This window comes from Blautia caccae (assembly GCF_040095955.1).
GTDB lineage: Bacteria > Bacillota > Clostridia > Lachnospirales > Lachnospiraceae > Blautia > Blautia celeris.
In genome coordinates this window covers 12,542-36,798 of the sequence record NZ_JBBMFP010000019.1, presented here as the reverse complement: position 1 = coordinate 36,798, position 24,257 = coordinate 12,542, and the positions used below count along the sequence as shown (strand labels likewise).

22 protein-coding genes are annotated in these 24,257 nt (G+C 43.2%); 4 read left to right on the top strand and 18 right to left on the bottom strand.

Going from position 1 to position 24,257, the window contains the following annotated elements; translation table 11 throughout:
* Positions 1–154: 154 nt before the first annotated feature.
* Complete coding sequence (locus WMO65_RS18625; RefSeq protein WP_118743686.1) at positions 155–1,009, top strand: helix-turn-helix domain-containing protein; 855 nt, start codon at positions 155–157, stop codon at positions 1,007–1,009.
* Between the two features lie 176 nt (positions 1,010–1,185).
* Here WMO65_RS18625 and WMO65_RS18620 read toward each other — a convergent pair whose 3' ends face one another.
* The 13 genes from WMO65_RS18620 to WMO65_RS18560 form a co-directional block, all read right to left on the bottom strand.
* Complete coding sequence (locus WMO65_RS18620; RefSeq protein ID WP_103731350.1) at positions 1,186–2,151, bottom strand: CehA/McbA family metallohydrolase; 966 nt, start codon at positions 2,149–2,151, stop codon at positions 1,186–1,188.
* Positions 2,132–2,608 carry a hypothetical protein gene (locus WMO65_RS18615; protein ID WP_103731349.1) on the bottom strand — a complete coding sequence of 159 codons (477 nt, stop codon included), beginning with the start codon at positions 2,606–2,608 and terminating at the stop codon, positions 2,132–2,134. Before WMO65_RS18615 ends, WMO65_RS18620 begins: the two co-directional genes overlap by 20 nt.
* Entirely contained in the window at positions 2,605–3,303 is a 699-nt protein-coding gene (locus WMO65_RS18610; protein WP_054352434.1) for a glycerophosphodiester phosphodiesterase, read from the bottom strand. The genes WMO65_RS18615 and WMO65_RS18610 overlap by 4 nt, the downstream gene beginning before the upstream one ends.
* A 5-nt stretch (positions 3,304–3,308) precedes the next feature.
* Positions 3,309–4,154: an ABC transporter permease gene (locus WMO65_RS18605; protein ID WP_103731348.1), complete on the bottom strand. Its 846-nt coding sequence runs from the start codon at positions 4,152–4,154 to the stop codon at positions 3,309–3,311.
* Positions 4,155–4,173: 19 nt separating this feature from the next.
* A complete protein-coding gene (locus tag WMO65_RS18600) occupies positions 4,174–5,361 on the bottom strand; it encodes an extracellular solute-binding protein (protein WP_103731347.1) in 1,188 nt (395 codons plus the stop codon).
* A gap of 65 nt (positions 5,362–5,426) precedes the next feature.
* Positions 5,427–6,452 carry an ABC transporter ATP-binding protein gene (locus WMO65_RS18595; protein ID WP_199687338.1) on the bottom strand — a complete coding sequence of 342 codons (1,026 nt, stop codon included), beginning with the start codon at positions 6,450–6,452 and terminating at the stop codon, positions 5,427–5,429.
* 26 nt (positions 6,453–6,478) lie between these two features.
* Positions 6,479–7,324 (bottom strand): ABC transporter permease, encoded by an 846-nt coding sequence (locus WMO65_RS18590; protein WP_103731346.1) that lies wholly within the window; start codon positions 7,322–7,324, stop codon positions 6,479–6,481.
* Between the two features lie 1,107 nt (positions 7,325–8,431).
* On the bottom strand, positions 8,432–9,076 hold the full coding sequence (locus WMO65_RS18585; RefSeq protein WP_158587359.1) for a Spy0128 family protein: 645 nt from the start codon (positions 9,074–9,076) through the stop codon (positions 8,432–8,434).
* 7 nt (positions 9,077–9,083) lie between these two features.
* Positions 9,084–9,854 carry a class B sortase gene (srtB, locus tag WMO65_RS18580; protein ID WP_103731345.1) on the bottom strand — a complete coding sequence of 257 codons (771 nt, stop codon included), beginning with the start codon at positions 9,852–9,854 and terminating at the stop codon, positions 9,084–9,086.
* Positions 9,855–9,884: 30 nt separating this feature from the next.
* Positions 9,885–10,862 carry a DUF7601 domain-containing protein gene (locus tag WMO65_RS18575; protein ID WP_054352430.1) on the bottom strand — a complete coding sequence of 326 codons (978 nt, stop codon included), beginning with the start codon at positions 10,860–10,862 and terminating at the stop codon, positions 9,885–9,887.
* 67 nt (positions 10,863–10,929) lie between these two features.
* On the bottom strand, positions 10,930–11,478 hold the full coding sequence (gene lepB, locus WMO65_RS18570) for a signal peptidase I (RefSeq protein ID WP_054352429.1): 549 nt from the start codon (positions 11,476–11,478) through the stop codon (positions 10,930–10,932).
* Positions 11,475–11,849, bottom strand: a complete 375-nt coding sequence (locus WMO65_RS18565; protein ID WP_054352428.1) for a hypothetical protein — start codon at positions 11,847–11,849, stop codon at positions 11,475–11,477. Before WMO65_RS18565 ends, lepB begins: the two co-directional genes overlap by 4 nt.
* 33 nt (positions 11,850–11,882) lie before the next feature.
* Positions 11,883–13,514 carry an InlB B-repeat-containing protein gene (locus WMO65_RS18560; protein ID WP_103731343.1) on the bottom strand — a complete coding sequence of 544 codons (1,632 nt, stop codon included), beginning with the start codon at positions 13,512–13,514 and terminating at the stop codon, positions 11,883–11,885.
* A 392-nt stretch (positions 13,515–13,906) separates the two neighbouring features.
* Here WMO65_RS18560 and WMO65_RS18555 point away from each other — a divergent pair, with 392 nt between their 5' ends.
* Entirely contained in the window at positions 13,907–15,019 is a 1,113-nt protein-coding gene (locus tag WMO65_RS18555; protein WP_103731342.1) for a tyrosine-type recombinase/integrase, read from the top strand.
* A gap of 371 nt (positions 15,020–15,390) precedes the next feature.
* Positions 15,391–15,576: a hypothetical protein gene (locus WMO65_RS18550; protein ID WP_054352425.1), complete on the top strand. Its 186-nt coding sequence runs from the start codon at positions 15,391–15,393 to the stop codon at positions 15,574–15,576.
* 88 nt (positions 15,577–15,664) lie between these two features.
* Here the strand turns inward: WMO65_RS18550 and WMO65_RS18545 are convergent, their stop codons facing one another.
* Together WMO65_RS18545 and WMO65_RS18540 are read right to left on the bottom strand one after the other, a co-directional pair.
* Complete coding sequence (locus tag WMO65_RS18545) at positions 15,665–17,035, bottom strand: MFS transporter (protein WP_054352489.1); 1,371 nt, start codon at positions 17,033–17,035, stop codon at positions 15,665–15,667.
* A gap of 20 nt (positions 17,036–17,055) precedes the next feature.
* Positions 17,056–18,543, bottom strand: coding sequence for a sulfatase-like hydrolase/transferase (locus tag WMO65_RS18540; RefSeq protein ID WP_054352424.1), 1,488 nt, complete (start codon positions 18,541–18,543; stop codon positions 17,056–17,058).
* A 179-nt stretch (positions 18,544–18,722) separates the two neighbouring features.
* Between WMO65_RS18540 and WMO65_RS18535 the strand changes: the two genes are divergently transcribed.
* Positions 18,723–19,592 carry an AraC family transcriptional regulator gene (locus WMO65_RS18535; RefSeq protein WP_054352423.1) on the top strand — a complete coding sequence of 290 codons (870 nt, stop codon included), beginning with the start codon at positions 18,723–18,725 and terminating at the stop codon, positions 19,590–19,592.
* A 14-nt stretch (positions 19,593–19,606) separates the two neighbouring features.
* On the opposite strand, the gene WMO65_RS18530 is transcribed toward WMO65_RS18535, so the two are convergent.
* From WMO65_RS18530 to WMO65_RS18520, 3 genes are all read right to left on the bottom strand, one after another.
* Positions 19,607–20,722 (bottom strand): anaerobic sulfatase maturase, encoded by a 1,116-nt coding sequence (locus tag WMO65_RS18530; protein ID WP_118594136.1) that lies wholly within the window; start codon positions 20,720–20,722, stop codon positions 19,607–19,609.
* Positions 20,723–20,800: 78 nt separating this feature from the next.
* The gene (locus WMO65_RS18525; protein ID WP_103731340.1) at positions 20,801–21,565 is read right to left on the bottom strand and encodes a Fic family protein; all 765 of its coding nucleotides are present in this window, start codon (positions 21,563–21,565) and stop codon (positions 20,801–20,803) included.
* Between the two features lie 256 nt (positions 21,566–21,821).
* Entirely contained in the window at positions 21,822–24,206 is a 2,385-nt protein-coding gene (locus WMO65_RS18520) for a glycoside hydrolase family 31 protein (RefSeq protein WP_103732272.1), read from the bottom strand.
* Positions 24,207–24,257: the final 51 nt, after the last annotated feature.

The following is a 24,257-nucleotide window of genomic DNA, read 5'->3' as shown; positions in this document are numbered from 1 at the left end:
GGATATTATAAAAAAATAAAGATATTTTTCCTATATCATAAATTGGACAAAATATGCACAAAATGGTAAAATTACGGTAAGAAAGTAAATAGTATTACAGAATTTTAGCCATTTTCAACATACATTTTTTGAAGCATCAGATAAGGAGGACCAAATGTATACCAACAAGGCATATTTAAACAATTCGCTCATCGATATAAAGGACAAAACCAAGCCCTTAATCGTTACCAGTTGCGGGACATACAAACTCTATACTCGTTCTGTTTTTTATACCTTGCGTCCCAAAGGTCGCATTGATTTTCAATTACTTTATATTGTATCCGGCAAAGCCCATTTTCACTTTAATGGAAAAGAAACGATTGTTCATGCCGGGCATATGGTACTCTACCGCCCGAAAGAACCGCAGCAATACGAGTATTACGCAGAAGATCAGACCGAAGTATACTGGGTTCATTTTACTGGCAGTAATGTTACCAATCTGCTCCGTTCTTATGGACTTACAAACGATAAAAAAGTTTTTTCCTGCGGTTCCAATCTGGAATACCAACAACTTTTTCGTGCGATGATAAACGAATTGCAAATGTGCCGGGACAGCTATCAGGAAATATTAGAAATGTATTTACGACAAATCTTTATCAAATTACAGAGATACTTCAAAACCTCCTTAAAGATAGACAATGCTCATGCTGTTGAAGAAATAGACAAGGCCGCTTCCTTTTTCAACGAACACTACAACGAGCCAATCAACATTGATGAATATGCAAAGGAACATCATGTAAGCACCAGCTGGTTCATCCGCAACTTTAAAGTATGTACGGGTTTTACACCTATGCAGTATATTCTTTCCAAGCGAATCTACAATGCAGAGATATTGCTTCAAAATCCCCGCTATAATATTGCTGAAATTTCCCGTATTATTGGTTATGATAATTCTCTTTATTTTAGCCGTATTTTCAAAAAAGCCAAAGGAATGTCTCCTTCTGAATATCGCAAAAATATAAATAGTTAAAAAAGAGGAACGGTTATCAGCAGGCAACAAGCCACGCTGATGAGCGTTCCTTCTTTTGCAATGACGGAAGGAAACCGGAACATTATGCATCCTGAAAGATTTCCTTGGGGGGATCATCAAGGAAATGATGGAAGCTGTGGGTTTCATGGACAAATCGATGTGCCACAAGATATACGTTACTCCACGTATACGGGATTCGTCAGTGCAATCCTACAGTCTTCCAATCCGTAATAGCTTCCGAACAGTTCCGCACGCAGCCATTTTTCCGGTACTCTTACCCTACGAATACAGGAAACACCTGCCGGAAATCGATCCACTTCATTTCCGTCGGCAATCAGGCGAATCTCCCCGGCGCGAACCTGCTTCTTTTCCCAGACACAAGGCAATACATCCGACTGAATCTGTAAATACAGCTCCAGTTCTTTTTCACCCGCCGGAATAATTCCCCCGCAGGGGATCGTTCTTCCTCCCGTAACGGCTTCCATAGTCAGAAGAGGGCCTGCAGTCAGGCAGATGTTTCCACCTCTGACGGCATCCATAACTGCTTTCACTGTCAACTCTTCTTCCGTTCCCACCCAGGTATAGCAGCAGGGAAGGCAGTCATCTTTATGCCAGTCCCGTCCAGTCATGGCAGTGATTCGATAGCCTTCTGACAGAAGTTTATCCCAGAGTCCAAAAGCTCGCAGACTCTGCAGACGGTGGGGCGCATAGTTCCGGCTCCATACCTCTATATAATCGGGCAGAGACCAATCCTTTATCTGAAATGCCCAGTGATATCCGGTATTAATCGGATCGGACAAGGAAAAAGGATGGGCAATGCCCACAATTCCGCCGTTTTTATGAATCGATTGGATGGCCTCGTCTATTTCATTCGGCTTTACGTCTCTCCAGTCCGTATAGCCGTTCTCCTCCAGTACCACCATGTGGCCGTAATAAGTCGTCCACTCCAGTCCGCGAACCGGAAGAATTCCCTGCTCTCTGGCCACTTCAATCAGTTCGGGTGTACCGGAGGCGGTGTTGTGATCTGTGAGGGCCAGCGCCCGGTAGCCATTCATCTTTGCAGCCTGCACCAGTTCCTCCACGGTAAAAGTTCCGTCGCTGTGACAGGTATGCGTGTGAAGCTCAACCGGATACCAACGCATCGGACACCCTCCCTTCAATAATCAGTCTACCTTCACATTTCAACGTGCAGACTGCATGCAGGTGAATCATGCCCTCCCACACTCCTGCCACCCTGGGTGGGCATACAAACCCGGGGGCAGCTTTCATCTTGGTAATCTCATGTACTTGGTTTTTCTGCCAGCAGTGAGCGTTTCCCAGATAACTCCCGTCTTTTGACAGAGAAATCGTGATTAAGTTTTTCAGAGGGCCGATGCTTTCCGGAGAAATCTGGTCATACTCCAAACCTCTTCCATCATAATATCGGCGGACAGCCCTGTCTATCATGGGGAGGCAGGCCTCCGGTTCTGTCAGTGCATCTGGTTCAAAACTGAAAAGAATCCGAATGCTTATAACCTCCTCGGGACACTCAAAAGAAAACCTCACATTGGTTTTTGAATCTTCCGGTTTCCACCGGTAACGCTCTCTGAGAAGAATCATAACGCTTTTCCTTCCCGGCGCAGCATGAGGGCCTCTTTCAGATTTCGGGTAGTGATGTTGCGTATTCCCATTCCCAGCAGCTGGCGGATTCGGACAGGTTCATTGACCGTCCAAGCGGAAATCCCAATCCCATTTTTCTTCATTACAGAAAGAAAGCTTTCATTGAGAAATTTTTCGCAGATATTTACAGTGCTGATTCCGCAATCCCGGCAGGCAGCTACCAGTTTTTCGGCTGTACTCTCCGTGCTGATATCTTTCGGATGGTACGGACCAATATCCCCGCAAATGTCCGGAATACATTCTTCCACATTCCAGTAGACCTCTACCTCCCTCCAGGAGCAGGGTTCCGCCATCCGCAGAGGTCTAACACTTCCGGAATACAGAATCTGTTCCGGGGACAGCCCGCACTCTTCTGCCAGTCTCAATACCGGCAGTTCTAGTCCATATTCTTTTAAATCGCAGTTCATACGCATTTCGGTATGCTTTCTCATAACCGTAAAAACACTCCGGAGACTGACCGCCCCGCCGTCAGTCTCATCATGGGCGATAACCAGGTTATGGTCCTTGTCCCTACGCACATCCAATTCCAGGATATCCGCAGAGGTGGTCAGTACATAATAAACAAATTCCATACTGTTTTCACAGGTTCCGTCTGCACCGGAATGTGCTGTAATCCATGTTATTTCATTCTTCACTTTATTTACTTCTCCCAATCGTTTTCTTTCAGATTTGAGTAGATATATACAGCAGCAGATACTGAGCAGATTAGGAACATGATCACAGACAACGCCGCAGACCGGTTATAGTCCATGTATCTGTTAAACTGATCATACAAGGAGATGCCCAGCATCTTCGGTGCGTTCCCTCCCATCAGGTAAGGGGTGGTAAAGGAACTCACGTTGGACATGAACACAAAAGTAGCTGCTACCACCACATCCTTTAAAGACAAGGGAAGGATCATATTCCAAAAAATTCTCAGTTTGCCAGCACCCACATCGCTGGCTGCCTCGATAATGGAATCGGGGATTCCGCTAAGGCCCGCTGCAATCATCATAGCAGCAAATGGAATATTGAACCACAGATTCATGGTGATAATTCCACTAGCGTGATACATCATTCCCATATTGATATCCACACCGAGAAGCTGTCCAATCCGGTTAATCAGGCCACTATCACGGATAATAGTAATCATGGCGTACACAGCACACATGGACGGCACAAAGCGGGGCAGAAGGTACAGCATACCAATCGTTTTGGAAATTCTTGATTTTATGAATCTCAGATACAATGCCAGCAGATAAGCTACCGCAATAGCAGTCACCACTGTCACTGCCACAATATAAAGGGTATACATCAAGTTATTTCTCTGAGCCTTGTCCGTAAAGAAATAGGTGTAATTGGCCAAGGTAAAATCTCCTGTCTCACTGTTCTGAAAGCTTTGAATCACGGCAGTCACAATCGGGTAGGCCACCGTCAGTATCACCACCAGGAATGCCGGAAGAACCATCACATAAGCCATCAAATTTTTTTTCAGATTTTTACTCATATATCAATCCTTTCCTGAATTATCCCAGTGTTCCAATCTCGCTGTCCCAGCGGGCATTGAAATCAGTTCCCAAATCTCCGATGGACATGATGCGGAAGCTGCTTACATCCAGATTCATAACATCCTCATATCCGGTCATATCCAGATTGCTTGTATCTACCAGAGGAATAGCCGCCATCTCTTTTACCAAAATCTCCTGGGCAGCGTCTGTCAGCATATAATTTATAAACACATAGGCTCCTTCCTCATTGGATCCAAACGTAGGTATTGCCAGAGACTGGAGCGAACCGGTAAATGAAGGATCAATCTGAGAAATCTTGATAGTGTCTTTCAAAGTTCCCTCTGCTCTCTGGGACAGCACCATGTCGGCCCACATAGGACAAATATCGATTTCACCCTGATTCAGCAGATCCAATGCTCCCTGGTTCTTGTTAGGGTATACAATACTTCCACCTGAAGTATACATATACGGATGCATGTCTGTCAGGAGCTGGAATCCCTTATCCCACTGTTCTTCCCAGCTGGGATCATCAGAAGTTATAGCCTCTTCAGGCAGTAAGTTGTATACAACGGTACGTGCAAAGGAATCTCCTGCTCCACCGGTTCCAGGTGCATTGTAAGCGAAACGGCCTGGATTTTCCTTCATCCAATTAACCAGCTCATCCATGGTTGCCGGCGGAGTTTCCACCACCTCGGAATCATATGCCAGAACTACAGTGGTTCCTCTGTAGGGCTGTACATAATCAGCAGCTACACTGCTCTTTCCGGATACTCTCTCCGCATTGGGAATCTTGGAATCATCCAGCTTTACAAATGCTTCCTCTCCCATCCTGGCAATTACAGCAGAAAGATCATCACCACCCAGATCTACCAGGTCATAATCCGTATCTGTCTGTTTTGCCTGATAAGCGGCAGCCAGCATATCGGTCATAGACTGAGTCCCCGTACCGCTCAGCATAAACTGCAGTTTGGCAGTATACTGATCCGCATAGTCGGAGTTATTGTTGAAATCCTCAATCAGCGCCTCATATACCTGACGTACATTATCAGAACCCGTTGCCCAGATAGTTACGGTGGATTTCTCTCCGGCTGCGGAAGCCTCGGAAGTCTCTCCCGATTTTCTAGATTCGCTGCAGCCTGCCATGCATGCTGCCAGCACACCGGCCATTGTCAGTGCCAGTAATGATTTTACTTTCAGTCTTTTCATCTCTTTCATCCTTTCTACTACAATATAAAAATACCGTTTCCTGTGCCGCTGAAATATTATGCAAATCAGGCTCTTAATGGAAACTGCGCAGACTTGCTGATAGTCAATTTCACTTTATTACCTTCCTTCTGCTGATCACCCATCTCACGATTTACATAACATTTGACTATCTCACTGCCCACCTGAACCATAAGCAGTACATAATGGCCCATCAACATAATAGTACTTACCGTTCCCTCAATTTCACCCTTTTCGTTATCCACCAGCAGATTCTCCGGCCGTACCGCGATGGTGTAATTGTCTTTCTTGATGAAGTTCATCTCTCCGATAAAGGATGCCACATGGAGAGTTGCCGGCTGATCATAGATCTCATCCGGTGTTCCCACCTGATCGAACTTCCCTTTATTCATAACCACAATTCGGTGAGAAATAGCCATAGCCTCTTCCTGGTCGTGAGTTACGAAGATTACAGTGATTCCCAGACTACTCTGGATTCTTTTCAGTTCCTCGCGCATTTGCTGACGGATTTTGGCGTCAAGTGCGGAAAAAGGTTCGTCCAGAAGCAAAAGGGCCGGTTTCAGAAGCAGGGATCTGGCAATGGCAATACGCTGCTGCTGGCCACCAGACAACTGTCCGGGATATTTTTTCTCGGTCCCGCACATGGAAACCAGCGCCAGGATCTTTCTGATATCCTCATCCATAGTTTTTTTCGGAATCTTGCGAAGCTTCAGACCGAATGCCAGATTCTCATATACAGTCATATGAGGCCACAGGTTATAGCTCTGAAAAACCATGGCAGTAGGACGGTTTTCCGGGGGCAGATTCACGATGGACTGTCCATCAATGAGAATATCGCCGGAAGTCACATCCAGAAATCCCCCAATGGTCCGGAGGATTGTGGACTTTCCACATCCGGAGGGACCCAAAAAGGTCACGATCTCGCCCTCATAAATCTTCAAGTTGATATTTTCAACGCCGTCTCCGTTATCATAATGCTTGGTCATATCTTTAATTTCCAGTTTTACTTTCCGCTTCTCTGCAGCAGTACCAGCCGCTGCGGCCTTTTCGCTGCCTGTCATCGTATTGCTCATGAATATCTTTCCTCCCAAAACTTTTCTTATTTCATCTTAAATCCACCGGCAATGGCCTCTGGTCCAATGAATTTTCTCATGAGAATAATCATCACCGCAGAGGGGATAATCAGCAAAATTGCAAATACCGCACCAATCTGAACGGCGGAACTGTCAAGCACAATTCCATACATTGCTACGGGCATGGTCTGAATTCGGGCAAGCCCCACCAACATAGTTCCCTGTGCCTCTTCCATAGACCCCAGGAAGGTATACAGCGTCGCCACCGCGATTCCCGGCATTGCCATGGGGAAGGTTACTTTAAAAAAAGTACGAATCGGGCCTGCTCCCACATCACGGGCAGCCTCTTCCTGCTGCCGGTGTACGTTGCGGAACGCGTTGGAAGGCAGCCATACCATAAACATCATGGAGTTAATCATATGGATAATAATAACGCCCGGATACGTACCCATCAGACCATATTTATAAAACAAAACTGCGATGGAAGTATAGATTCCCAGTTTCGGAAATGCATTGGTTAAAAGGAACGACAACATAAAAATTTTTCGTCCCCGATACTTAAACCTGGCAATGGAATATGCAGCCGGAATACAGAAAACCATAGAAATAATTGTGGTGGCAATGGCGACAATAAAGGACTGAATCATAGAAGATACCAGGCTCTCCTGTCCAAAAACATACCCCCACCATTCAATCCCCCACTGTTCCGGCAGGACATGCGGTACATTGTACTCATTTGCAAAAGCCAACATCAGCATGTTGAGCAGCGGACCGTAAAAAAACAGGACAAATACTGCAAGCAGGACAAATTCCAGAAATTTGCGTCTTCCCACCGCATGATAAAACCGCCGTGGATTCAACATTTTGAACATAAACTTTCTCCTCCTACACAGGCCTGAATTGAAAAACTCTTTTCAGGTCTGTGTTTCCTGTAGTTTTTAAAACAGGTAAATTCAAAAACTCCCTCAGTTCATTTGGGCGGCCTTTGAACTCACGCAGCAGAGCAGCTCCTTGGGATATCCGTAAACTATGATAACTCCCGTACTGCTCGGCAATCTAGCATATTTTTGTTAATAGCATATTAATATCAGGTAAAACGCCGATAGGTTTCCTAATATTCGGATTTTTAAAATGGTATATTCACAAAAGCCTTTTCCTGTAACTTTAGCTACCGTACTCTAAGCTGCTGCAAGATGAAAAATACATAGATGCATTTACAGAGTCACATATTCGTCAGAATGGATTTGATGCACGAAAGAGTCAATATATATGGAAAAAACGGTATAACACTGTCATGCTATACCGCTATCCTAAATTTAAAAGTATTCTTATGGAATCCCTACAAAAGGGGTTGGCAATCCTCCGGGGAGATATCTACAAAGCACAGTAACACCGGACCAGTCCGAGTAATATAATCCGCATGTAATTCCGGCACAAACTGGTAGGCATTCTTACTGTTCTATTGTAAAAGAGGAATATATCAAGTGCAACAGTTCTAAAACACTGCGGAAATATTGTTTATCTTCTTTCTTTTTCCCGTTGTACCAAATGATTTCTCCCTGCCAGCTGCTGTTTCTCCGATAATAAATGTAAATCAAATAGCTGGATTTTTCACTACTGGATCTTCCAGCTGTTCTCCTGGACTTTGTGTTCCCCGCCTCTGCCGAAACACTTTTTCTGTTTTCCTTTTGGAAATCCCGCAGCTGTTCAGGTCCATCCCACAGAAAGCTGCTCCCATCCAGTATACGGTCCATTTTTAAGACCGCATCCACCAGGCCGTTATATGCGATCTTTTTCTGCGAAGGAAAATGCTGGACCTCTCCACGCAGCTGACCATTCTTATATTCGTCTATTTTCAGGGAAAAAATCTCCATCTTTCTTTCCTCCTCCAAATACTTTTTTCTGTCAGAAAGACCAGAAGCAGTACTCGTAAAAGCACTGCTTCTGGTCAAACATAAATATCCTTTTGTTTACGCCAGTTATAATCTTTCTTTCCGCTGTTTCCGGTTATCAATACCGGCTGCCAGACAAATGCCCAAACATGAGATTCCCAGCAGACTGCCAAATAAGAACAGATGCGTGGTGTCTCCTGTCTTGACTGTATCTGCAGGCTGCTTCACCGCTGGTTTCCGAGGGGAATCCTGTTTTGGCGGCTTAGGAACCGCATCATACGTATTCTGAAATACGATATCCCGTTTTTCTCCTGTCATCCCGGCATCCGTATGTGCTGCCACTGCCGCTTCCAATCCGCCGTCTTCCGCGTTTGTCACAGTCACTCTTACATAATAAACGGTTTCATCGTAATGTCCCCGTTTATGGCTGCCGGCCTGCTGGCTGACCTTATAGCCGTATATGCCTGGGCTGCTGTAAGAAATAGCGGGAAAGGCGGATGTCCCCTCCCCTGTAATCTTTAATGTATCATCCTTTGGCACAGGAGCCTGGTCCAATGCCGAAAGTTTCACCGTATAGGTTTCATCCTGTGCAGGTATCTCACCAGACAGTTCCACACTGACAGGTATCTTTACTTCTGCATTTCCGGCTCCAAAAGCTGAAACCGGAAAAACTGTCAGACACAGAACTATAAGCATGAGCACTGCAGGAAATCTTCTGATCTTCGTTTTCATCTCCTCCTTACACTTCTGGTCCATATGGTGCCATAACCGCCAAAAGGACGGTCCTCGCTTCGGTAAACTCCGAAGAGCAGGTTGACATCGCCAGGATCTGTGAGAACTCTTTTGTGGAGCCAATCTGCTCCATAGTATCCGTATGGACATGCATGGCATTCTTTTTCACAAACTCGATCAGCCCACTGTTATCCGTCTTCCACCGCTGCGGTGTAAAGATTGCCTCCTCCGATGCTTTCACACGCAGGCAGGCAAATATCTTCAGCTTGTATGTACGGTCCGGGAGCATAAGCTCCCCGGTGGTGTTCTGGTCAAAAAACACCTGGTCTTCATACAGATCCAGATCACCAAGCATCTTATGATCCGCCATATGATGCCCGTACAGCAGGGCATACGGTTCCCGGAACTCATTGTCACATCCGGAATCCAGGAAAATACTCCCCGCCATTGCAAAGTTCCCATACACATCCGTATTAATATAACTGAGATTATCTTTCCCCTGAAGGATCGGTTGATCGATGTTTGTATGATCCAGTGTCAGCCATGCACACACATCCGGATTGACCGCCCGCAGTTCCTCAAAAGAAGCACCCCCATCTTCCGCAGTATCTGGTTTCAGCTTTAGCAGTTCAGACTGTACGTCATCCACGGCAGCATATATCTGCGCATTATCCCATAATGCATATCCGGAATAAAGCCCCGCAATAACCAGGAAAAAAATCACTGCTGCACGGACCATGACATCTGCCGTTTTCAAAAATACTTTTGAGGCTTTCATGCAGCCCTCCCTGCCTTTACCATGCTTTCATTAATCACTGATCCTGCGCTTTCTGATCACCATGATAACTGCCAGTGCCAGTGCTCCGGCAAATACTAAGATGTAAGGAAGGCTGTCCAGTTTGATTCCGGTATCGATATCGCCTTCTTTTGTGTTCGTAAATGCTGCTGTTGCTTCTGCACTACTGATGCTTCCGCTATCACCAGTCTTTTCAGTTGTGTAGCCTTCTGCTGCTGTCTCTTCCACTGTATAAGTTACTCCATAAGGCAGATTTGAAATACTGATGGTATCTCCATGTTTCAGATGGAAAACAGCAGGTTCTCCAACTTTTACCGTTGTCGGATTTTCTTCGTAAGAACCGCCTGTCACTGCATAAGAATCTGCATAATTTTTATCCTGTTCGCCTGTTAAGGTAACCTTGAAGGTAAAGTATTTATCCCGATCACCTAAGTTACCGGTCACTGTTTTGCTCACTTTTAAGGTACCAGCAGAATAGATGTTGGTGATCTCGTCAGATTTATCCGAGCCCTCATCTTCTGTATGTACGCCGGCGACCCTTAATTTTCCGTCCTCTCCCTGGATAACGGTTACGACCAGTTTGATATCTTTGCTGTAGTATGTAACACCAGCAGTCTTATTATCTGTTTCTTTCAGTGTGTAGGTATAGACACCGACTCTTTCATACACCGGAAGATTCACAGTGATTTCTGCGGTTGCACCCTCTTCTGTTGCAACACCTTCTGCAAATACTGCTCCTGTGACGGCTCCAAGTGCCGGAGCGCTGGCAGCTTCCCCATCTGTTACTACACCATCGCCCTGCTGGGTCAATGTGAAGGTTTCTGCTGGTGATATTGTCCCCTCATTGGCAGCTACATATTTTTTTGTAATCGTTACACTTGTTGCATCTGTGTTTGCAGGATCTTCTTCTGCTGCAAAAGCAGTCGTGCCCATACAGAGCATTGTCACTGTTGTAAGAAGAACTGCAAATAATTTTTTTGTCCTTTTCATAAAAAAGTACCTCCATATAAAATTTTTAATCTATATAAGCGTTTTCCGCCTATATACCACTTTAGGCTTATAGCGCCCGTCTGCGGAGGATTGTAATCACTTTCGCTTTCACATCCCCCAGTTTCACACAGCCATGATCACGGCTGTCTTCAGCCTGCGTCCGGTAGTCTCCTAAAACAAAAACGCAGCCCTTAGGAACCGTATAGGGATACTCCATCCCCTCCTTTGCATAGGTCGGGAAAAGGATCTCATTGCCCTGGACTGTCCCATTAACAAGCAGCGAGCCTGTGTCATCTAATGTGATCACATCGTTCTCTTTACCAAGGATCCGGGCGACTCTCTGCCGCCCTTCTGTCTCATAGATAACGATATCATTTTTTGATAATTCTTTTTGTAAACGGAATCCAATCAGAAGGTCTCCGTCCTTCACTGCCGGAAACATATCATTCCCCGAAGCCTGGGTGGCCAAAAACACCTGCGTAAACAGTAAAAAGCCGGTCACTGCTATTGCCAGAACCTGTCCTGACAGTCTGGCATAGCCTTTCCTTATTTCTGCCTGCTCCCGCCGTTTCCGGATGACCTGCGAGCATTCAGATGTCTGTTCGGTATGCATCATCCCTGCTCCTTTCTTCCTGATTCAGTATTCTGTTTATTCTTCTCGGAAATGAGTTCTGCCAATTGCTGTTTATATTTGCGAATCAGAGCATTACAATTTTTTGTATGCTCACGGAGCAATACATCATACCTTGTCCGCTCCGCACTGATGGCAGCTTCGTAGAGTTTATTTAATTCCTCCAGCTTTTTCCAAATCTGTGCCTCATCCACTCCGCCGATCAGGACTTTCCGAAATTTTACGGTCCGAAACCACTGTATAAGTTTCTCATGCTCACGGTTCACCGCCCGTCTATTTATATCGGTTTCTGTGCCGGTCTCCGGCAGAGTATGCTCTGTTTTCGCACTGCGGTTCTGTCTTTTTTGTTGTTTCATTATACGCTTTCCAGTCACTGCCCCTCCAACATTTTAAATGTAACGCCTTTTGCATTTACGGAAGATCAATACAGCCGTACCTGCAATGACAAGAGCGAATATCAGAATATATGGCAGGGAGTCCATATATACTCCGGTATCCGGAATAGCCTCTTTGTGATTGGTAACCGTGATCATGTTGTCATCTTTATTGATTGTAATAGCCATACTCTTGACAGCATTCTCTTTATTCCCGGACACTGAGACAGTGGATGCTCCATATTGGGCAGTGGTCACATACCCCTCTGCATTAGTCTCTGTCAATGTCAATTCCCCACTCACAGGAATACCAGCGATGGTATATGTCCCATCATTCTTCAGAGTGAACGAACCCGTCTTAACACCGGATGCATTGGTATAACTGTAAGTAAAGTTAAAGTCTTTCTGCACATCCCCCAATCCACCGGTTACTACTTTTTTAATAGTGATATCCCGTGTGGAAGGTGTATATGTATTTGTGATACTGATTTCCGGATTACTTGCCTGGGAGATAGAATACCCTAATGTCGCAACATGCTGCCAGTTACTTGTATTACCAATGATGACTTCACCGCTATCGGCGTCATAAGTAATGGTAGCTCCGTTGAGTTCAAACCCTTGCCCACTCTGGTTCTGTTCTGCAATGCTGTAAAAGTATACAGGGTTTTTCCACGGACCATTTATTTTGGTAACCTCCTCTGCAACTGCAGCTCTTTGTGATGCCGGCAGGGACTCTTTTGAAATAACAGCAACCCCGCCCTGTGTAAGTGTTGCAGCAAACAGAACATTTTGATCTCCTTCAATTTTTACCGGCCAATTAGTATGGCTGCATGTTGTCTCATGGTTTTTCACTCTAATTCCTATTTCTGCTGCCTTAACCTCAACGCTGCCTTCTCCGGTTTTTACCACATTATAATCAGAAATATTTTCGTTCTGTTCACTAACCGTATAGATGCCCGTGCCTACTCCCGTAACCTTCCAACGCCAGGTTACAGTTCCATCCTCACCCACGGTCTCCGTCCATGAATCTGTATTTTTAGTCAGCACGTACTCAGCAGTACCTGATGCTACAGTGATCTGGAAATTATCTGGAATCTGGTCTTTTTTAATTCCGACAAACTTCTTCTCAACCACTATAAAGTTGGGATCTTCCTCCGCAGATTCAGACTGTAAAACAGAAACCGATTTTTGAAGCAAAAGATCCGCAGATTCTAATGGTTCTTCCTCTTCAATCCCTTCCTCATCTAACGATGATGTATCCTGTACCTCCTGCCACCTTGCATACAGGTTTACAGCTGCGGTCTCGGTCACCCTTTTCTGGGAGAAGTCCGTGAATTTTTCGCCGTCCGTCTCAGAGTTGTACCAACCATCAAAAATACTGCCGTCCTTTTCCGGAGCGGCAGGTTCTGACAGCGCCTCCCCGTCTTGGATAATCTGACTGTCGTACAGCTCTCCTTCCGCATAAAAATTGTAGGTAATTGCCGGTGCAGGCTGCTGCACCATATTACCATCCATATCATCCGTATCATTGCCCACACTTGCAGCAAAAACGGGAACGGAAACGCTGCAGACCATTAACAAAGCGATGCAAATTGAGAAAATCCGCTTTAGTAATCTGCATTTCCCAGATGAATAATGATGATTCATACCCTAACCTCCTTATTTGTGTCTGCATATGGCAGCTATAAAGCCGGGCACTTGCTTACACATAAATTTCCAACTATTGTGCCAGTATTATCATTTTATTTTTGGCAATCATATAATTAGGATGTTGCATAATGCTCTTTCGCAGAGCTCAATACTCCATGCTTTTAGAATAACACAAAAAATCGTAATTCTCAAGGTATAATTTTCATTTTTGAGAGCTTTTTTCGGAAACTAGCCATTTTTTTAGCCTTCAGAAAGGTGTTTTCACTTTTTTTTTCCAAATAGTCGGTACAGGAGAGCTTTAACGCCGTCAAAGATGCCGTCAAACTTGACAGTCTGCAGAGGATTTTTATGTTAGGCAATGAAGGAACGTTTCAAAGGAGGTTTTTTTCATGAGCAGAAAAGGAGAGAACATTTACAAAAGAAAGGATGGGAGGTGGGAAGCACGGTATTTGAAGAAGGATGCTCTGGATGGCAGGCCTCATTACGGATATTGTTACGGAAAGACTTACAGTGAAGCGAAAGAAAAAGTCACCAAAGCCAAGATGGGACTCATTGAACGCCGGCCCGCAGTGGAACAAGACGGAAAAAAAGTCTTTTCATACTATTGCGATGAATGGCTTTTATTAAAACGGAGCAAGGTAAAAAAATCTACTTTAGTAAAATATGAAAATATGCTGGAAAATCATATCAAGCCCCAACTGGGGAGGCAGTTGGCAGAAACTTTTACAGAAGTCCAGATTGAAAGGTTCAGCCACGAATTGTTCCACAGAAAGAAACTTGCTCCCAAAACAGTAAAAGATATCCTGGTGGTCATCCATTCTGTGTTAGATTATGCTCAAAAACAGAATAGCTCCATCAAATCCCCGAACATCGTATATCCGAAGGAAAACATAAAAGAAATGCGGGTCTTGTCTTATGATGAACAGCAGCGCTTTAAAAACTATTTGCTGAATGGTATGGATACCTGTAAATTTGGTGTGTTTTTGGCATTATATACAGGACTAAGGATCGGAGAGCTTTGTGCTCTGACCTGGCAGGATCTTTCTCTCAAGGAGCATACGCTACGGGTAAGCAGGACCATGCAGCGTTTAAAACAGCCGGAAGATACACAGGGCAGAAAAACAGCGATCGTGATCGACCGTCCGAAAAGCGGAGCATCTGTACGGATCATCCCATTAAATCAGGATCTTGCAGCTCTTTGTAAAATATGGGAGGCGCAAAATCCGGCGGCTTATATCCTGACCGGGGAGAAAGGCCGTTATATGGAGCCCCGGACTTTGCAATACCGTATGGCGCATTATACAAGAGAATGCGGCCTCAGCGGAGTACATTTCCACACGCTGCGCCACAGCTTTGCGACACGCTGTGTGGAGGTTGGTTTTGAACTAAAAAGTCTGTCCGAGATCCTTGGTCATTCCAACCCACGAATCACACTGGAGCGTTATGTTCATTCCTCTTTGAGACTCAAACGTGAAAATATGGAAAAGCTGAATGGGATATAAATCCATACGCCGTCAAAAAGAGCCGTCAAAGGTTACAAAAAGATTAGAAAATCCCGCAAAACAGCGTATCTCTCGCAGAATATTGAGCTCTGCGAAATAGAGAATATATTTTTTTACACAAAGCAGGCAGATAAGAAAGAATCTATCTGCCTTTGATTCGGGAAGGTTGCCCCTAATAGATTACTGAGACGATTTGAACTCAGATCCCATCATAAAATTACTACAGATACCACACAGTTTCAATATTACGACATAGATCCCAAAGGCCGTATGAACATCAAAAAGTGTTTGAAAATTGCTTTCGGCAAGCTGTGCGTCACAATATAAGGTCCTTCTATGATAAAATGAAAATCATAGGAGGACTCTTTATAATGGCAAGACAAAAGAAACCCGTACACAGAGTGCAAATGACGGAAGGAAAACGGAACATTATTCATCAGTTTTTGGAGGAATACGATATCCAAACGACTGCCGTTTATGTCATGACAAAAGGATATGCAAAAACAGGCAGGCATATCCAAACATATCAGGATATGCCCGCCCGTTCGCAGCAGTGATTCAGTTTTTTTCTCGTTTTTGCCTCATTGCTGATTCTAATGAGTGCTAAATAAAGCGGCTCTCAAAAAAGAACCGCCTCTTCCTTTTTTACTTTGTCTCAATCGCCTTCTGTAATCTCAATTTTTCATTTGCCTTTTCTACATTTAATTGTGTTAATAGAAGAGCAACCAGGATATTGATCAACATTGGCAGCCACAGATACATAAAGTGAAGCATATTGATGCAAGACTGTGACTGAACTGCCAGCTGTCCATTAAATCCACCGAAGTCCAAAAGCCATCCAACGATCGCTGTTCCAAATCCACTACCAATTTTTAATCCCATAGATGTGCAGGAAAACATAGTTCCATCGATTCTCTTACCGTACTGCAGGAATGTATGCTCAGAACATTCAGCAACTAATGCATTTAAGTTGCCCTGCCAGGGAGCCATGCCAATTGCACCGATTGCAGTACCTGCTAACATAAGCGGAACATTTCCCATATAACCAGCAACAATTACAATTCCACGTCCTGCAGCTGCTATGAGATATCCAGAGAAGTTTAGTTTATAATATCCTTTGAATTTGGCAACCAAAGCCGGCAGGAATGCAAGACCAATGATCAATGCCAAGTTAATGGCACCGGAGAATGTCCCCAAAAGTTCTGCTTTTCCAAGTACATATGTCATGTAATAGATTCCCATGTTAATGATTGCTGAATAAGTCTGACGAAGAATATCTACTACAAGGATTACCAGGTAATATTTATTGTGAATCAACATTTTGATAGATTCGATCAGGCTGTATTTTTCTTCTGCTGTTTCTGTATCTCCATTACTGCGTTTTTCTTCTGGAAGTTCTTTTACAGAAAATACAGTAATTGTATTGGAAATCAGACCGATGATAGCATAGATGATTGCGATAGTTCTCCAACCAGAAGCTCCGCCGCCAAGTTTTTCAACAAGACCCACGGTAACTGTCTGAATGATAAAACTTGTTCCAAATGCGAACATGAAACGGATAGATCCCATCTGTACACGTTCTTTTCCATTCTTTGTAATCAGGGCTGTCAATGTAGAATATGCTATATTATTTGCTGTGTAGAATCCTGCATTTAGCAGTAAGTATGTAATAAAAAACCAGGCATACTGTGATGTCTTACCCATGGTAGTGGGTACGGAAAATGCTGCGATTAACGTGATAGCACAACCCAAATATGCCCCGAGCATCCAAGGTCTTGCCTTACCCATTTTCGTATGTGTCTTATCAATCATGGAACCAAATATAACATCTGAAATACCGTCCAATACTTTTGATGCTGCAATCAGCGAACCGATCACACCAGCATTCAATCCTACCGTATTGGTCAGATAAATCATAATAAAAGATGACAGGAATGCAAACACCACATTACCTGCAATATCTCCAGAACCATAGCCCACTTTGTTATACCATTTTAAATATTTCTTTTCCTCCATCGTATCCTCTCCTTCTCCCTCTAACATTTCTTTCTGACTGCTGATTCCATTGGAAGTCCTGTATCATAATCCAGCTGTCTTGGTTCATACTCTTCATTCTCTCTCTGCCTTGTATAACCTTCATTCTCCCAATTCGGTACAAAATCTTTTCGCCATGGCCGCAGACTCCACTGATACCCCCTGTACAGGTCTCTTGTGTTGTTCATATGTGCAATCAGCTTATCATGCATTGCATTCCTGACTTCTGTATAACTTTCATCGTTGATTAGGTTATTCATCTCATATGGATCTTTCTCCAGATCATAAAATTCATCACTGTCTAACAGATGAATGACCAGTTTATAACGTTTGGACATCACTGCTCTCATAATCTGCAAACCACCAAATCCATCATGATCAATCTCATATCTAGTAAATTCTGTGTATACTACATCATTGATTTCTTTGGATGGATCATAAATCTGCGGAAGCATGCTCTTTCCTTCCAGTAATTTCGGAATTGGAAGTGCAAAGTAATCCATGATCGTCGGAACAATATCAATATGGGATGCCATCGTGTCTACTACGCATCCCTTTACTCCGCCTTTGATGATCAATGGGATATTTGCCACTTCTTTGTATGCCGCTGCATTCTTTGAAAACAGCCTGTGTGCTCCTAACATATCTCCATGATCAGACGTGAATATGACCATCGCATGCGGTACTACTTCTTTAATCTTGTCCAATACCCGTCCAATCTCATAATCTACAAAAGAATTACATCCAAGGAATAAGGATAATCCATCAGAAGGCTGATTAATTTCATCTTCTGTCGCATGTAAATTCTTGCCAGACCAAAGCTGCTGCATTAATGGTTTCTTAGATAGATCATCCTGGAAATTAGGACAACTGTCAAACTTAAAACCATCGTACATATGATTGAACGGTTCTGGGCAGAGAGAAGGTCCATGAGGCTCGTCATAAGATACACTTAAGAAGAAGTCTTCATCTTTATACTCTTCCAGATATTTAATCGCACGATTTGAACAGCGGTGTGCATAAGTAAATTCTTCCGAAAAACCTTCTTTATATGCTTCTTTTGGATCTCTGGATTTCACTTTATCCTCATCACTTAATTCATTCAGATAAGTTTTCATATCATACCAGTAATTTGGATCCCAACCTTCTGGACATCGTCCATTTCCAAAATAATCCGAACCATCCAGGTGCCATTTACCAATGTAGCCACAATTAATGCCATTGTCGCACAGTCTCTGACCTACCGTTTTCACATTATCCCCCATAGCAATGCTGTTTGTTACCATGCCGTTGGTATGTGGAAACGTACCAGTGAAGATTGCACTTCTGGCTGGCCCACAGACTGGCTGGCAGGTATACGCATTCTCATAACGGATTCCTTCCTCAGCCAGGCGATCCAGATTTGGTGTCTTTATCCTTGGATTGCCATAGCATCCGACCATATCTTTTCTGGTTGTATCCGTCATCAGGAATATCAATTGTTTCTTCATGTTATATCCTCCTTCAATTTTACGTGTTATGGCCTATTCTGCTCATTCCTTGATTTTAATATAGTGCTTATATACCTGCATTTCCATATCTGATTTTGTGTTTTGCATGGACAATTCTGCTTTTCTATGCTATATTCTTCTTAACAAAAGGACATTTTTCAAAAGGAAGGAGGATTTTTATGATTAATGTTTCGGGGCATTTAAGAAATGAAAGACGTGCAACTGGATTTGCAGATGATTCAAGTCCATTATCAGTCAACTGTTGTGGTATGCAGGTTTTCAAAACAAAGGATTACTCTCAGAACCGTTCAGCGGGAAGAGTCGATTATCAGCTTATATATATTTACAAAGGTGCCGGACACTACTATATGAATAAGGAATGGCATGCTTTAGGTGCTGGAAATATCCTTCTTTTCCGTCCGCAGGAGCCTCAAACCTATTCTTATTATGCAAAGGAACATCCTGAAATATATTGGATTCATTTTACCGGTAGTAACTGTATAAATATCATCAATAAATACCAGCTACATAACTGCTATATCGGAGAACATATACTGCTAAAAACCCTTTTCCAGGAAACGATTATCGAATTGCAATTAAAAAAAGCATTTTTCGAAGATGTTGTCTTAAGTAATTTTCTTCAGATATTAGCCATCATCGCCCGCTCCCATCAAAAGATTCTCTCTCCATTGGAAAACGACTTTTCTATTGACCGACTTGTTATGCAGCTTCACCAACGCTATAAAGATAACTGGAGTGTTGAATCAATGGCGAAATATTGTAAATTAAGTGTCGGCTATTTTTCTCACATATTCAAAAAACGGATGGGCGTTGCACCAATGCGTTATCTTACTGAACTTCGAGTTGAAAAAGCCAAAGATCTAATTGCAACAAATACAATGTACCTGTCAGACATTGCACCTATGGTAGGTTTCCCCGATCCACTTTATTTCAGCCGGGTATTTAAAAAGACCACTGGAATTCCTCCAACAGAATTCCAGCAGTCATTGCTAACTTCGAATACTCCCGAATGGTGGTCTGAAAAATAATCGAAGCATTTTTATTATTTTTTTACCATAGCTCCCAGTTGCATGATCAACTCATACCACTGGTCAAAAAATGTTTGATATCCTTTGCAGAAATAATTTCGATACATCCCTTCATTTTCATGTGGTTCCCGATTCCGCATGCAGCCTCCACGGCATAACCTGAAATATTTACACTTCCTGCACTCTTCATCCAGCTTAAGCGAACGATCTATAAATCCGATCTGTTCACGTTTTTCATCAATCTGCGAAAGGATATCTGCATTTAGGTTGCCAAGATAAAAATCATCCATTACATAAAAATCGCACGGATATACACTTCCATCCGCCTCTACCACATACTGCACGCCACAACTTCCTCGCTGCTCACAGGATTCAGCCATATAACCTGCCGCCAGTCCCACATAATTTTCGAACTGCCGAATATATGGATGGCATCCATTTTTTAAATCCTGATACCACAATCCAAACAGTTCTGAAAGGAACTGCCCATATTGTTCCGGCGAGATTGAATATGGTGTTTTTCCATGTCCTTCTCCATATGGATCCAAACAGGCTATATATTGCTGATAATTCCAGCCTCGTTTCTTGTAGGACTGATAGATATTGTGTATACAATCTGCAACTTTCGGAGTCACTACGGTAAGAATATTATAATCCACACCATACTTATCTAGCCGTCTTGAAGTCTCTTCTACCTTCAGAAATGTTGCATTCCCCTTCTTATCATGACGCATGGAATCATGAATTTCCTGTGTACCGTCTACTGACAATCCAACCAGAAAATGATTGTCTCTAAAATACTGGCACCATTCATCTGTAGCAGCATATCCATTTGTCTGAAAAGCATTGATGATACGTACATGGCTGCGATTATACTTCTGCTGATACCAGACTGCTTTCTGAAAGAAATCCAATCCACGCAGAGAAGGTTCTCCTCCCTGCCATGTATAACTGACAACGCCTTCTGCCTGAAGCATCGTCCTTCTGATTATATTTTTCAATGTTTCTTCTCTCATAAGTCCATAAAATTTCTTCTCTCTTTTTTTGGCCTCATCACAGTAAAAGCAATAATCACATGTCATATTGCACATTCCGGATACTGGTTTGATCATTACACTTAAATTTTTCATTCGTTTATCATCCTCCAATGAATGACACTGCCACATTCATAACTCCTGCCAGAGTATGTTCTTAATATTTCCAAGGATTCATAAAATTTCATTTTCTGTTACCAGTCCTTGCTGCGCTGCCAGATGAAGGTATTTTTTTAACTCCATCTCCTCCAGCTTCATCACCATTTCATGAAAAGGCTCCAGATTTCCATGTAAATGATGTTCTTCCAAACATTTATAATACTCCTGCCTGTTCTCATTTAGAATATTAATTGGCAGTAGCCCGCCATCCATCAGCTGATAATTCATAAGAAGTCGTGCAGTACGCCCGTTTCCATCTATAAACGGGTGGATTCTGACAAATTCAGCATGTGTCCAGGCCGCAAGCTCTGTAGTTTCTAGCACACATTTATATTCCAGATCTCTATAGAAATGTTTCATTTGAAGTATCATATCTTGAGGAGACGGCGGTTCATGCTGGCTTCCTCCTATAAATACATCTCCAATACGATAATTTCCACCCGGAAATATATTCTCTACTAAAATCTTGTGTATCTGTTTCACGATTGTCTCTGACAGAGCCTTTTTATCCTTGATGCATTGCTTTATATAACGATATGCTTTGTCATGATTTATCACCTCATAAATCTCACGTAGATCTTTGCCGCCTACGGATACTTTATCACTAAGCACCAGCTTAGTATCTAAGAGGGTAAGTGAATTACCCTCTATAGCAGTCGAATTGTGTGTATACGATATACGAAACGCTTCTTCGTAATTTTCTAAATACATGGGTTCTAATTGTTCCTGTATCTCCATAAATTTATCTTTATTATGTTTTATCTTATCGATTAAATTCATCTTGCTTTCCTCCCTAATCGTATCATATCAAATATATTTCTTTATAACAATACTATTTGCATAATAGTCATTATAATAGCCAATTTACTAACCCCTATATTCATACGTTTTATATATTAATTATTTTTAGCTTTTTACAAAATATATTAATTATATATAATATATTTAACATCTAAACAAAAAGGAAAGAAGGTGATATCTTGAATAAAAACCAAACTGCCGCTCACAAGCAGTGTGAGCGGACAGTGAATTTCGTTTACTCTTCAAATGCCGTAATAATTTCCCACAGCGGCCCCATAAGTTCTTCCGGCTGGTCCATTGCCTGTAACTGTCCAAGCACATATACAGGTTTCTTTCCTGTTTCCAGCTGGCGCACAACAGATATTATGCGTGTTTTTAGATCAAACTCAATTTCAGCTTGATTCAGAAAGTCAAAAATTCTCTGTACAATCTGATTTTCCCCTTCCGCAGCCTGGTTCATTTCTATAATAACATCCTCCGTGACATCTATCTCCGGAATTTCTATCCAAGTAAAACCTGTTTCGGCACAGTATTTACTGCTGATGCCCTTTAGTTTTCTTCCTCCAGCGAGAACTTTAGGGTCACAGCCTTCTTTCATGCCCGCAAGGCAAATTCTATATGCCCTCTTTGAAGGAAGGACCTGCAGATTTCCCTGCGCTCTGTGAATCGTCAGCCGGGCATTTTCATCCCAATGGTACTGCATTTTAGTTTTTGCCCAGCTATTTTGGTCAAATTCTGCAGCATCGGAATCATCTTCCCACAGGCAGAATTCTCCGGAGTCTCCTGCGAAAACATGAAGTTCCAGGATATCTGTATTGGTCAGTTCATTGCCCGTTTCCCTGCCGTCCAGAGGTACGATGCTACCTCTTCTTGCCAACAGAGGAATCTTATCAATTCCACGGTAAAAGTCCACGTTTCTGCCACCTTCATAAGTCACGCCTGTAAAGAAGTCAACCCATATCCCATCCGGCAGCCATGCGGCAAATTTTGCCATTCCTGTACGCTTATCCACCGGTGAAGTGATAGGGCAGACTATGAGTTCTGAACCAAAATAATATTCGTTCGGCACATGATAAGCCTCCTCCTGTAATGGATTATGATAGTACATGGGCTGTATCAAAGGCATACTTTCCTGATTAGCCCGCAGATTCATGGTGTTCAGATAGGGAATCAGTTTATGGCGCAGACGCAGATATTTTTTCATTATATTTTCTGCAATAGAATTGTATCTCCAGGGCTCTTTTCCATTAAATTCATTGCAGGTGCTGTGCAGGCGCATAATAGGTGAAAACACTCCAAACTGCAGCCAGCGCACTGCAAGTTCGTCATTTTTGATTCCCTGCATATGACCGCCGATATCGTGGCTCCACCAGCCATATCCTATATTGGATGCAGTCGCGGTAAAATAAGGTTGAAAATCAAGACTTTCCCAGGTGATCACACTGTCGCCTGAAAATCCCACAGGGTAGCGGTGGCTTCCCGGTCCTGCATATCTTGAGAAGATCAGCCCACGTTTTCCACTTCTCCTGCTATCCTCATAGTGGTAATGATTCAGCACCCACAGGGGATCTAATCCTTCGATTCCTGAATTATTTCCCTGCTGCCAGTCTATCCACCAAAAATCCACCCCCTGCTTTTCCATAGGATGATGCACATAATCAAAATATCCCTTCATAAACTTCTCGTCTCCTGGCTGGAAGGGAATCGGATCTTCCTGCTCTGCCAAAACCCCCATATAATCCGCAAAAGGTTTGTAGCAGTCTTCAAAGGCTCTTATACCATCTGCCGGATGCACATTCAGCGTGACCTTCAGCCCTTTTTCATGCAATTTATCCATGAAACGCTTTGGATCAGGAAACATGTCTAAGTTCCAGGTATATCCGGTCCAACCGGTTCCGTATTTAGGATCCACATCTGTAATGTGCCAGTCCATATCTAATACAGACACGGTAAAAGGAATTTCCTCCTGTGCAAACCGATCCATCAGTCTCAGATAACTTTCTTCCGTATATTTGTAATATCTGCTCCACCAGTTTCCAAGAGCAAACTTAGGCAGCAGCGGAACTTCCCCTGTGAGAATATGGAAATCCCTCAAACATGTGATATAGTCTCTTCCATAACCAAAGAAATATAAATCCTTCCCATCAGCGTCCTCTCTACTGGCAATCCATCCATTTTCATCCAGAAGCATGGTTCCCCCATCATCCAGCAGGCTAAAGCCCTGTGCAGATAAAATTCCCGTTTCTAAAGGTATCGCACCATCAGCCCCATCCAGCGTCCTGGCCGTTCCCTTTAAATCACAAACTGCATCTCCATAATGCCATACCGGCAGGATCCCCGGAAAATTTCCGCTAATGTTAATCTTCAGTCCCACTGAAGAAAAGGGCTTTTTATTGTATGTCAACCTCAACTTAGAAGTAACGATCTTCAGTTCACAATCTGTTTCCTCCAATCGGAACTGCGGAACCGGAAAGGTACGATTTACCACTGTCTGGGTGGCCTGATCCACAAACTTCCCGCTTTCACTGTATTCCATTCTTATCAGACAGGGGGTCAGCACCGTAAATCGGTAATGTTTACCTTGTATCACTGCCTCGTTTTTGGCCTTTATGTCTCTCATACTGTTTCCTCCAAACGTCAATATATTTCCAGATAGTGTCAAAAGAGGCTG

Coding starts and splice junctions, on each gene's coding strand:
- WMO65_RS18625 (WP_118743686.1), top strand. CDS start 155: ATGTATACCAACAAGGCATATTTAAACAATTCGCTCATCGATATAAAG.
- WMO65_RS18620 (WP_103731350.1), bottom strand. CDS start 2,151: ATGCGTTGGTATCCGGTTGAGCTTCACACGCATACCTGTCACAGCGAC.
- WMO65_RS18615 (WP_103731349.1), bottom strand. CDS start 2,608: ATGATTCTTCTCAGAGAGCGTTACCGGTGGAAACCGGAAGATTCAAAA.
- WMO65_RS18605 (WP_103731348.1), bottom strand. CDS start 4,154: ATGAGTAAAAATCTGAAAAAAAATTTGATGGCTTATGTGATGGTTCTT.
- WMO65_RS18600 (WP_103731347.1), bottom strand. CDS start 5,361: ATGAAAAGACTGAAAGTAAAATCATTACTGGCACTGACAATGGCCGGT.
- WMO65_RS18595 (WP_199687338.1), bottom strand. CDS start 6,452: ATGAGCAATACGATGACAGGCAGCGAAAAGGCCGCAGCGGCTGGTACT.
- WMO65_RS18590 (WP_103731346.1), bottom strand. CDS start 7,324: ATGTTCAAAATGTTGAATCCACGGCGGTTTTATCATGCGGTGGGAAGA.
- WMO65_RS18585 (WP_158587359.1), bottom strand. CDS start 9,076: ATGAAAACGAAGATCAGAAGATTTCCTGCAGTGCTCATGCTTATAGTT.
- srtB (WP_103731345.1), bottom strand. CDS start 9,854: ATGAAAGCCTCAAAAGTATTTTTGAAAACGGCAGATGTCATGGTCCGT.
- WMO65_RS18575 (WP_054352430.1), bottom strand. CDS start 10,862: ATGAAAAGGACAAAAAAATTATTTGCAGTTCTTCTTACAACAGTGACA.
- lepB (WP_054352429.1), bottom strand. CDS start 11,478: ATGATGCATACCGAACAGACATCTGAATGCTCGCAGGTCATCCGGAAA.
- WMO65_RS18565 (WP_054352428.1), bottom strand. CDS start 11,849: ATGAAACAACAAAAAAGACAGAACCGCAGTGCGAAAACAGAGCATACT.
- WMO65_RS18560 (WP_103731343.1), bottom strand. CDS start 13,514: ATGAATCATCATTATTCATCTGGGAAATGCAGATTACTAAAGCGGATT.
- WMO65_RS18555 (WP_103731342.1), top strand. CDS start 13,907: ATGAGCAGAAAAGGAGAGAACATTTACAAAAGAAAGGATGGGAGGTGG.
- WMO65_RS18550 (WP_054352425.1), top strand. CDS start 15,391: ATGGCAAGACAAAAGAAACCCGTACACAGAGTGCAAATGACGGAAGGA.
- WMO65_RS18545 (WP_054352489.1), bottom strand. CDS start 17,035: ATGGAGGAAAAGAAATATTTAAAATGGTATAACAAAGTGGGCTATGGT.
- WMO65_RS18540 (WP_054352424.1), bottom strand. CDS start 18,543: ATGAAGAAACAATTGATATTCCTGATGACGGATACAACCAGAAAAGAT.
- WMO65_RS18535 (WP_054352423.1), top strand. CDS start 18,723: ATGATTAATGTTTCGGGGCATTTAAGAAATGAAAGACGTGCAACTGGA.
- WMO65_RS18530 (WP_118594136.1), bottom strand. CDS start 20,722: ATGAAAAATTTAAGTGTAATGATCAAACCAGTATCCGGAATGTGCAAT.
- WMO65_RS18525 (WP_103731340.1), bottom strand. CDS start 21,565: ATGAATTTAATCGATAAGATAAAACATAATAAAGATAAATTTATGGAG.
- WMO65_RS18520 (WP_103732272.1), bottom strand. CDS start 24,206: ATGAGAGACATAAAGGCCAAAAACGAGGCAGTGATACAAGGTAAACAT.